Below are 11,086 nucleotides of genomic sequence, written 5' to 3' on the forward strand. Positions count from 1 at the left end.
ATAAAGAATTATGAAAACATACAAACATATATTAGTACTAGTTTTATTGTGTGCAGGTGTTAGTTGTAACGATTTTTTAGAAGAAAATCCTTCTAAAACTACATCTGTAGTGCCAGAAACTTTAGATCATTTAGAACAGTTACTTAACAATTATAACAGCTTTGCCAGTGAAGGAGCATCAGAATTAATTTATGGAACAGATGATTTTGCCATACAAACAGATTTGTACAATGGTATTTCTAATGTATTTACTTTAGAAACCGTGCAATATGGTACTTGGGATATAGATTATTTGCCAACAACAGGTAGACCGTATTGGCCAGAGGAATGGAAAAAAATATTTACGGCAAATCTAATTTTACAAAATTTGCCAAATGTAAGCGGAGATCCTACGCAAAAACAAATGATAGAGGCAGAGGCTCATTTTATTAGAGCTTATAGCTATTTTCAAATGGCAAATATTTACTGCTTACCTTATACCAATGCTAATAAGGCAGAATTAGGTTTACCATTAAAGCAAACTACTAGTTTTGAAGAAAACATAGAAAGAGCAACCTTAGAGGAAACTTACGCATACATAGATGCAGATTTACAAAAAGCCTTAGAGTTAAATAGAGATTTAGAGGTTATAAACGGACAAAACAGAACCTGGAGAGCAAGTACGGTAGCTGTTTTAGGTTTTGCAGCCAGGTATTATTTATCTTTAAATGATTATGCAATGGCGCAATCATACGCAGAAGATGCCTTAGATTTACATAGCTATTTAAGAGATTATAATACAGATATGCGTTTTTCTACTAGGCCTAATCCTGTAACTATTTTTAATCCAGATCCAGAAACGGTTAATATAGATTACCCGTATACTCATGATTTACAATCTATACCTACAGATAAGTTAGAGTGGGGAGAGTCTTACTACTATAGATTTTTAAACAATGGCGCTTGGAACTATTTTCCATCAACAGAGCTATTATCTATTTATGACCAAGATTATGACTTACGTTATAAATTTCATATAGTAGAAGATTATACTTACGACAGAGGTTCTGTAGATCCGCCATATAGTTACCCAGGATATATTTTCTTCTTTAAGTCAGATATTTTAAGTGGACCGTCTGCACCAGAAATGTTATTAATAAAAGCAGAATGTCAAGTTCGTCAAGGAAACTGGGCAGATGGTATACAAACTGCAAACATTTTAAGGCAGTATAGAATAGACGCCAGTGCACCTGCTAATATTAGAGATTTAGCTGCAACATCACAAGCAGATGCTTTAACTAAAGTTTTAGAAGAGCGTAGAAGAGAACTACCTTTTGTACATAGATGGTATGATATTAGAAGGTTTAATAATAACGAAGTAGATACAGATGATGTTATTATGAGCAGAACTTTTTATCCATACACAAGTGGTTCTATTTTAGATGCAGAAACTCCTATAAACTTTACTTTAGAGAAAAACTCAAGAAGGTTTGCTCGTCCAATTCCAGAGACAGACATTATTGCCTCTGGCGGTACTTTAAAACAAAACGAGTATTAAAACTAATAAAGGAAGTAACCTTTTAGTTACTTCCTTTATTTTCTTGATTATACAGCTACTTACGTGTAAAATACATAGTAAGTACAGAGATGCTATTTTATAATTTTCTTCAAATAAATCATTATTTATACCATATTATGCCTAAACTTTTAAAAAATACAATATACTTATTGTGCGTTTTGTTGCTTTCATTTTCTAATGAAATTTATGCACAGCAAGCCAACAACACATTTACACTTAAAGGAGAAATTAAAGGATTAAAAGGTAACTTGTATTTTAGACATCCAGATAAAAAATATACAAGAGAAACACTGTCAGATTCTATAATTGTAACAGACGGAAAATTTAATTTTTCTGGTACTATTTCTAATTTATCGCAAATTAGAGTGTATCCTGGTTTTGATGGACCAGATGGTAAACTTTTTAAAAAGCCAAAAGGTGGCCGTGGAATGTTTCCTGTAAAATGTGTATACCTAACATTTTATGCTTTTCCAGGAGCAAATATTACAGTAAGTGGTGAAGCTACAGATTTTATGAACGCTTACCCAAGCGGTGATAAATTTAATAACAGTTTAGCTGCAGCAAACAGGTTAATGTACCCAATGTATAACAAAATGGGAAACTTAGCTGTTAAAAATACCTACGAGACAGACTCTGTAACTATTAAAGCCAATAATAAACAATCAGAATTACTTTTTACTGCATCCATTAAAAAGTTAAAAAATCATATAAAAAACAACCCTAATTCTGTAGCAGCGGCTTGGTATTTAAACGATTTAATTTTACGCACACAAGTTACTAATGAAGAGGCAGAAGAGTTATTTGCTTCATTATCTACAGATTTAGCAGAATACTCAGATTACCAAAGTGTAGCAGAACGGATAAAAGGAATAAAAGCTACTGCAGATGGTTCTCCAGTACCATCAATACAAACTACAGCTACACTATCTGGCAAAGAGTTTAATATTAATTCTTTAAAAGGAAAGTATGTGTTAATAGATTTTTGGGGTATATGGTGTGGTCCTTGTGTTGCAGAAATGCCACACGTAAAAGAGTTTCAAGAAAAACACAAAGATAATTTAGTTGTATTAGGAATTAACTCTGGAGATACTAAAGAAAAAATAGAGGCATTTACGGTTAAAAACGGATACAATTGGCAACAACTTTTAAGTGATAAAGCCAATACAACAGACAACTTTGTAAACCGATTTAATGTACAAGGTTTTCCAACCAAATTTATTATAGATAGAAGAGGAAAAATAGTGAAACGCTTTGTTGGTGGAGGAGAAGAAGCTTTTGAAATGTTAGATGAATTATTAAAATAAAATTTTTAGAGATATGGGTACAAAATTAAAAGTATTAGTAGCAATTATAAGTTTTAGTACTGTTTTTTATTCTTGTAAAGATAAAGAGCAGTCTAAAAATAACAAAGGTTTTGTTGTTAACGGAACAGTAAAAGGACTAGACAATTCATATGCAAAAATTACAGACTATCAATTTTTTAACTCTAATCCTTATACAGTTATAGATAGTGTTGCAGTGGTAAACGGAAAGTTTGAACTTATAGGAGAAGTTGCTTTTCCAGATATGGTAACGCTAGAAATAGGAGATTACAAAACAAATTTTTTCTTAGAAAACAGTACAATCAAAATTTCTGTAGATGTTTCAAATGTTAAGAGTCCAAGAGATCAGGTAAAATTAGATGTAGTTGGGTCTTTAAGCCACAGTAAATATAAGGCCTTAGAAGAACAAACTAGTGCTGTTTTTAGCGATAAAAAGTACGATGTTTTTAAGGAGGTAAGAGAAATGTTTGCCAAAGCTAAAGAAGAGGGTAATGAAGAATTACTTAACGAAGCTTTAAAAAAACAAGAAGGTTTACAAGATTTAGCAGAAGAAAGAAATGCTAGATATAAAAATATAAAATTTGATTTTGTAAAAGCTAATCCAAGTAATACAATTTCGCCTTATGTTCTTGGTGTACAGTATACAGAAGGAAGAATGACTAGAGAACAACTAAAAGAATTCTATGCTATTTTTAAAGGAAATGCACGCAAGACTACATTTTTTAAAACCTTTATTACAAAAATATACAAAGATAATTTTGAAAACTTAGGTGTAGGAAATACAGCTCCCGATTTCACTTTAAACACAAACACGGGAGAAGAGTTAACCTTGTCTAATGTAAAAGGTAAATACATTTTAGTAGATTTTTGGGCAAGTTGGTGTGCACCTTGTAGAGCTTCTTTTCCGCATTTAAAAGAGTTAAGAAAGCAGTATAAAGATAAAGGATTTACAATAGTTGGCGTAGGTACAGCAGATGAAAAAGAAAAGTGGGAGAAAGCAATAGAGGAAGACCAAACACCGTGGAACCACGTTTATGATACTAGTGAAAATCACTCTTATGGCCCAATTGCAAAATCTTACGGCGTACCACATCTACCAACAACACTACTGGTAGATAGCAACAGAAAAATAGTTTTAAGAAACCCAACTAAGGAAGAACTAGATAGCAAATTAAAAGAGCTACTTGGGCACTAATTTATTAAAACCGCAATTATGAAAAATTCTTTTTTAAAATTAACAAGAGTACTTCTTATTAGTTGTTTATTCTGCATAGGTTGTAAAACTAACACAGAGCATAATGGGTATACTATTACAGGCATTGTTAAGGGAGCTAAAGAAGGAGCTTGGGTAAAATTAAAAAATACACCATCGCTTTTTACAGATCCCATAATAACTTTAGATAGTACTAAAATTACTAACGGCACATTTAAATTTACTGGTAATGTAGCCAATGTAGATATGGTTGGTGTTTATATAGAGCCTAACATTGGCACATACTTTTTTTTAGATAACAATACTATTAACATAGCTATTGATGTAGCAAAATCTGAAAAAGGAAACGGGTATACACCAGCTAATATAACGGGTTCTAAAACCCAAGCATTGTATGAGTTGCAAAAACAAAAAATGGATAGTATACGAAGTCAAGACAAATACAGTGCGTTTATAGGCTTTAGAGAAATGGTTATGGCTGCAAAACAGTCTAAAGATAGTATTTTAATGGAGCAAGTAAAGCAAAAAATGACAGCTTTAGAGCCATTAGAAAAACAGCAACAAGAAGAACTTAAGGAGTTTAAAATAAACTTTGTTAAAAACAATCCAAATTCACCAATTGGTCCTAAAATTATGGGCATCACTTTTAGTGAAATTATGATGTCTAGAGAAGAAATGAAAACGGTATATAACCTGTTTAAAGGAGACGCTGTAAAGTCTAGCTCATTTGCTTTTATCAAAAAAACGTATCAAGATTATGTAGAAAAATTTGTTCCTGGGGCTACGGCACCAGATTTTACCTTAACAACCAATACAGGAGAACAACTAACATTATCTAAGGTAAAAGGAAAATATATTTTAGTAGATTTTTGGGCAAGTTGGTGTATACCTTGTAGAGCTTCATTCCCTAAGTTAAAAAAAGTTTATAATACTTATAAAAATGATGGTTTTGAGGTTGTAGGTGTTGCTACTGGCGACAAAGATAAAAATTGGAGAGATGCTATTGTAAAAGACCAAACTCTATGGTTACACGTTTTTGATGAAAACAAGAAAAGCAAAGGACGTAATGGCGACGTTGCAGATGCTTATGGAGTTCCTTTTTTACCAACTACCTATTTGCTAGATAGTAACCTTAAAATTATACTTAGAAACCCTACAAAAGAAGAGCTAGATGCTAAACTTATAGAGTTGTTTAGACTTTAGTAATTAAAATAAAAATGACTATGAAAAATGTTCACAAACTAGTATTGCTTTGCTTTTTGGCACTTATGAGTTTTAAGCAAAATAACGCACAAAAAACAGACAATACATTTACACTTACTGGAGAAATAAAAGGATTAAAAGGCAACTTGTATTTTAGACATCCAGATAAGGAATATACTAGGAATACACCATCAGACTCTATTGTGGTTAAAAATGGGAAGTTTAAATTAACTACGAATGTATCTAAAATGGCTATGATAAGGGTGTTTCCTTCATTTAAAGGGCCAGACAAAAAGCTATCTAAAATTCCTAAAGGTGGTAGAGGTTATTTTCCTGTAAAATGTGGTGCTATTATGTTATATGTATCGCCGGGGGCAAATATTACAATTAAAGGCGAAGCAAAAGATTTTTTTGATGCTTACCCAAGCGGCGATGCTTTTAATGATGGTTTAGCTAAAGTTAACAAACTTATGTATCCAATGTATAACAAAATGGGCAACCTAGCCGTAGAAAGCACTTACGCAGAAGATGAAGCTAAAAAAGAAGAAATTGAAAAAAAATCTGAAATTATCTTTAAAAAATCTATAGATGCTCTAACTAATCATATAAAAAATAATCCTAACGATTTGGCTTCGGCTTGGTATTTAAACGATTTAATGTTACGTACCCAAATAACCAATGAACAAGCAGAGGAACTCTTTAATTCTTTATCTACAGATTTAGCTGAGTATCCAGACTATAAAGATGTTGCAACAAGAGTACAAGGTATTAAAGAGACTGCAGATGGTTCTCCTGTACCAAGTATAAAAACTAACGCTACTTTAAGTGGGAATTCCTTTAACATTAATGAACTTAAAGGAAAATATGTACTTATAGATTTTTGGGGTATTTGGTGTGGTCCTTGCGTTGCAGAAATGCCAGAAGTTAAAAAATTTCAAGAAAAACATAAAGATAATTTGGTAGTTGTTGGTATTAACTCTGGGGATACAAAAGAAAAAATACAAGCCTTTGTAGCTAAAAATAATTATGGTTGGATACAGTTAATGAGTGACAAAAAAAATACACTAGACAATTTTGTAAACAGATTTAATGTACAAGGGTTTCCAACAAAATTTATTATAGATCCTAACGGAAAAATTATTAAAAGATTTGTGGGTAGTGGAGAAGATGCCTTTAAAATGCTAGAAGAATTACTTAAAATTTAACCTTAAAACATAAAAAATGCGTTTTTACCGTATTATTGCCATTTTGCTTTTTGTGGGTGCAAACGTTAGTGCTTATGCCCAAGATATAAAAAGTAAGCCAGATACACCTACATCTTTAGACCCAGTACAGGTTAGTGCTAGTATTGTATCTACAGAAGACCCAACAGTTAAAACTCTAATTTTTAATGTTGCAATTTTAGAAGGATATCATATTTATGCTTATGTATCTCCGCAAGATCCGTACATCCAATCTAAGTTAAAATTGGAACTTCCAGAAGGTGTTACAAATTTAGGGGAGCTCCAAACACCAACTCCTACTGCTTATCCTGGCAAAGGAGAGTTATATGTATACACAGGTAACATTCAGTTTAAGCAGCCTTTAAAAATAGCTGAAGATTATAACAACTTAACTGCTATTAAATGCGGACTGTTTTACCAAACCTGTAACGCAAATATTTGTTTGCCACCAATACAAAAAGACGTTTTACTAACTTTAAAAAACTAATTATATGAAAAATTTATTTCAAAAATTATTGCTTTTCATTTTTATGATAGCTTTAGTGCCTACAGGCTATAGTCAAACTAAAAAAAACGATTTAAAAATTCTTTATGTTGGTACAAACCCAGATAAGCCTTTAAGTGACAGGGAAAAAAGTATATACACAAACCTAGAACGTAAAGTTGCATTAAGAAAAACAAGGGCTAACGATTTTAAAGACTTAATTAGTAAGCACTTTAATTCTGTAACAGTTGTCTATGGCGATGATTTTAAAGAAGAAATGGCTGCTGATTATGATGTAACAATTATAGATACTTATTTAACACCTTTTGCAGGCGGATATGAGAAAGACGAAAATGGTAAAATAATTGGGTACAATACCAAAAAATATTTAACGGAGAACTACAATGCAGCAACCATAATGATTGGTGAACCTTCTGCATTTATAGGAGAAGGAAGAGACCTTAAAATGGATCATTTGTGCTTGTGTTTAGATGCGCACGCACACGGTATGAAGTTAGATCATCCAATTTTTAATACACCTAACAAAATAAATGTAACCTATGAAACTAAAGAAACTCCTGCTAACTACAAGGCAAGATATGGCGGTAAACACTTAGACAAAACAATGCAAATGTGGCGTATACAAACAGAAGGTTATACAGAAGGCAAAGGAATGCCTATAGGTTTAGTATCTACAGGTTATGCTTTTGATAATGACATAGATGCAGAGTGGATTTCTGGGGGATATAATTCTAAAGGTGTAGAAGCCACAGCTATTGGTCGTCATGCAAACTTTTTGCATTGGGGTTTTGCTGCAGCACCAGAGTATTTAACACAAAGCGCTAAACTAGCTTTTATAAATGCAATACACTACATAGCTAAGTATAAAGGCGCTAAACAAGTTACCCGAAAAATAAAAAGAATACCTTTAAGACAATATTTAAGAGAAAGTCAATGGACTGTTTCTGATGAAGGTTCTGCTGCATGGTTGCATTATATAAATAAAGATACTTTAAAAATGCGACTAGAAAAAGAAAAAATACAAGCTAAAAAAGATGCAGGTAAGCAACTATCAGAATTAGAAAAAATGCAACTTAGAATGCCAATTAGAAAAGAAACCAGAATATGGACTATTAGGCATGAACCACAGTATTTAAAAGAAAAATTTGGAGAAAACTGGGCAATGTATGAAAACTATTATAAAGAGAATATGGATTATTTTTATCCTATTCCTGATGAAAGATATACATATTGGAGTGCAGTAGATGAAGATGCTAAAGCTTTAGGGATAGCGAATAACAACATTAAAATTTTGGAAACCGCTATTGCGATGCTTACTAATAATGACCGTACAGAAATGGCTAAGCGTATTTTAAAAAGGTATACTAATGAAACTTTTAGCACTGCAAAAGAATGGAAAAAATGGTTTAATAAAAATCGTAAAAATCTCTATTTTTCTGAAGGTGATGGTTACAAATACATAATTATCTAAAAAAAAAAGCCACCGTTACGGTGGCTTTTTTTTATAAGGCTAGATTACAACTGTTAATTTACTATCCTTATATCTTATATTTTGACAAAATAATTTTTCTACGTTAGCAATATTTTGAAGTACCTTTAAGCAATAGGCAGAAACTTCATCATCTTATATATGTGAAAAAAAATTATAGCTATTACTAAAAAAAACTTATATGCGCTACAATTTATTTAGCTTTACTGTTATAGTACCATAAATTTACTATAAAGTTTAAGGACATACCAATTAGTAATAAAGGTATAAAAAAGCTTTGTGTACAAACCAGTTCTAAAAATACTTCTGTATTTGTCCAAGAGTTCCCAAACTCTATTCTATTAGCGTAGGCAATATCAAAAAAAATGTAAGAGATTAGTAATATTGGCATTAGAAGAAATACTATAATTCTAAAAATTTTATTTTTAAATATGGGTAAAAACCAGATGCACAATAATATGTATATAATACATAACATAAGTGGCAGTACCAACTCATTATTATAAGGGTTGTAGTACTCCATTTTGCTTAAAAATAATTTTTGAAAAACCAATACAGGCCCCCAAATAGAGAGTAGGGAAGTAAGTAAAAAAATTATTTTAGATATAGGCTTTTTTTTAGCTTTTGGCATAGTAAACGTATTTATTACATGAACGTTATATACGTGTCTAAATTGTTTATTAATACTTAAAAACATAAAAATACTACATAATTAAAAAGCCAGGCAAAATGCCTGGCTTTATTGCTAATTACTTAACGAGGTAATGAAAAACTAAAAAACTAAAATTAGCAAGTTATTGTTATTTAGTAACCTGTGTTTTGTATAAAATCTTCGGTTACATCTGTTGTTTCTTGTGGTATAGGAAAAACACGTCTAAAAGGTTCAGTTTGTGGTTTTGCAGTATATGCTTCATCAAACTTACCAAAACGTATCATTTGTGGTCTTCTTTTCATTTCCCAATACAACTCAAATCCAATTTCATTATATAGTTGCTCTTCATCTAAACTAGTAAGCGCTTGGCCAGGAGCATTACCATATAAAGATTCTCTAGTTCTGCTGGTTCTTAACATATTTATGTCCTCTAAAGCCAATGCAGTTTGCCCATTTCTAAAGTAAGCTTCTGCTCTCATCGCATATATTCCGCCTAAACGGTATAAAGGAATATCTACTTTACTTCTTCCATTACCAGATTCAGGATCGTATTCAAACTTAAAAATACGTGCTCCGCGGTTTATTTGGTCTTGAGCAAAAATTGCTTGTACAGGATTGTCAAAATTTAATTCTGGTGTAAAGTCCATTGGAGTTGTAGCACTTTTTTCCATTACTAAAGCAGATACTTCTATTCGGTTATCACTAGTCATAATATACCCACCATTACCATCTAAAACAGGGCCAAATTGTTGTCCAAATAAAAATCCACTATTAAAATGAAACCAAGGTAAATTGTCTGAATTTGGTACAATATCTTCTGCAGGTACGCTAACATCAGAACCATCATTCATAAACCAAGTACCATCTGAGTATTGGTATTTTCTAGAAAATCTTGGGTCGTCTTGGTTATCATTCCAGGTTGCAAAAAACTCTGGAGTAGTACAGGCCGCATTAGTACCTCTGTTTGCAGGTGATGGTCTTTGGTTACGAGCTACGCAAACATACCCAAAGTCATTATCTCCAGATCTTACAGCTTCAATTTCCTGTATTACAGCAAATATCATTTCTGAACTTTGATTGTTGTTTATAGAAAAATTAGAGAAGTAATTAGACTCTAAATTAAACGTACCAGAATTAATTATTAAAGAAGTATATTTTATTACTTGTTCCATATCGGTTTTACCAGCCTCTAAAGATGCTTCAGTAAAATTGAAGGAAGATGCACTATTATATCTATCTTTAAAAACAGCTCTGTTTAAATACATTGTTGCCAATAAGCCATATGCAGCTTCTTTAGTAAATCTACCATTAAATGTATTTTGTTCCCCTATAGATGCTAAGTTAGGCAGTATGCTTTCTACCTCTAATATTAAATCATCTATTGCATCTTCTGCTTTTAAAATTTGTATAGTTTGGTCTCCTCCATAAGGGTCTCTGTAAGGGGCTTGTCCAAATAGATCTAAGGTAGTGTAAGTATAAAAAGCAACTAGACCTCTGGCCTCTGCCAAAAATAATTCTTTATCACTAAACTCTGCTTGGTTTATACTCTCTACGGCAGTTAACGCTCTGGTAATACCGTTTGTTAAGTTGTTCCAGTTACCAGTTACTATACTGTTATCTGGTGTCCAAGTAAACTCATGCATAGAACGCCATTTACCGCCATCTCCCCAGTCACTACCTCTTGTTGCAAGCATTGCAATGTCTGTAGAGTATTCTTGTAAAGCAAATACACCTCCGTGATCTACAAAAGTTTTATCGCCTAAACGGTCATATGCAGCAGCTAATACACCTTCTGGGTCTGCAACTTCTTCTCCTAATTCTTCATCTAAAACAACTTCTTCTAGATCTGTACAACTTGTAATTAAAAAGTTTAGTAATAGAAAAGCTATACCTGCTATTTTTATTTTTTTATGCATCATTA

General features: G+C 32.1%; 9 protein-coding genes. 7 read left to right on the forward strand and 2 right to left on the reverse strand.

Features of this window, described 5'->3' with window-relative positions; translation table 11 throughout:
- The first annotated feature begins 10 nt into the window (after window positions 1-10).
- The 7 genes from PBN93_RS12275 to PBN93_RS12305 all read left to right on the forward strand — a co-directional run bounded on the left by PBN93_RS12275 (window position 11) and on the right by PBN93_RS12305 (window position 8,495).
- Entirely contained in the window at window positions 11-1,537 is a 1,527-nt protein-coding gene (locus tag PBN93_RS12275; protein ID WP_077403039.1) for a RagB/SusD family nutrient uptake outer membrane protein, read from the forward strand.
- Between the two features lie 137 nt (window positions 1,538-1,674).
- Window positions 1,675-2,862 (forward strand): TlpA disulfide reductase family protein, encoded by a 1,188-nt coding sequence (locus PBN93_RS12280; RefSeq protein WP_171974490.1) that lies wholly within the window; start codon window positions 1,675-1,677, stop codon window positions 2,860-2,862.
- Window positions 2,863-2,875: 13 nt separating this feature from the next.
- Window positions 2,876-4,075: a TlpA disulfide reductase family protein gene (locus PBN93_RS12285; protein ID WP_077403045.1), complete on the forward strand. Its 1,200-nt coding sequence runs from the start codon at window positions 2,876-2,878 to the stop codon at window positions 4,073-4,075.
- Window positions 4,076-4,093: 18 nt separating this feature from the next.
- Entirely contained in the window at window positions 4,094-5,296 is a 1,203-nt protein-coding gene (locus PBN93_RS12290) for a TlpA disulfide reductase family protein (protein WP_077403047.1), read from the forward strand.
- Between the two features lie 20 nt (window positions 5,297-5,316).
- The gene (locus PBN93_RS12295; RefSeq protein WP_171974491.1) at window positions 5,317-6,501 is read left to right on the forward strand and encodes a TlpA disulfide reductase family protein; all 1,185 of its coding nucleotides are present in this window, start codon (window positions 5,317-5,319) and stop codon (window positions 6,499-6,501) included.
- A 16-nt stretch (window positions 6,502-6,517) separates the two neighbouring features.
- Window positions 6,518-7,006: a protein-disulfide reductase DsbD N-terminal domain-containing protein gene (locus tag PBN93_RS12300; protein WP_077403053.1), complete on the forward strand. Its 489-nt coding sequence runs from the start codon at window positions 6,518-6,520 to the stop codon at window positions 7,004-7,006.
- A gap of 4 nt (window positions 7,007-7,010) precedes the next feature.
- Entirely contained in the window at window positions 7,011-8,495 is a 1,485-nt protein-coding gene (locus PBN93_RS12305) for a hypothetical protein (protein WP_139344226.1), read from the forward strand.
- Window positions 8,496-8,706: 211 nt separating this feature from the next.
- Here the strand turns inward: PBN93_RS12305 and PBN93_RS12310 are convergent, their stop codons facing one another.
- Both PBN93_RS12310 and PBN93_RS12315 read right to left on the reverse strand, forming a co-directional pair.
- Complete coding sequence (locus tag PBN93_RS12310; RefSeq protein ID WP_139344227.1) at window positions 8,707-8,904, reverse strand: hypothetical protein; 198 nt, start codon at window positions 8,902-8,904, stop codon at window positions 8,707-8,709.
- Between the two features lie 413 nt (window positions 8,905-9,317).
- Complete coding sequence (locus PBN93_RS12315) at window positions 9,318-11,084, reverse strand: RagB/SusD family nutrient uptake outer membrane protein (protein WP_077403062.1); 1,767 nt, start codon at window positions 11,082-11,084, stop codon at window positions 9,318-9,320.
- Window positions 11,085-11,086 lie beyond the last annotated feature (2 nt).

The sequence above is a fragment of the Cellulophaga omnivescoria genome (assembly GCF_027915275.1).
GTDB lineage: Bacteria > Bacteroidota > Bacteroidia > Flavobacteriales > Flavobacteriaceae > Cellulophaga > Cellulophaga omnivescoria.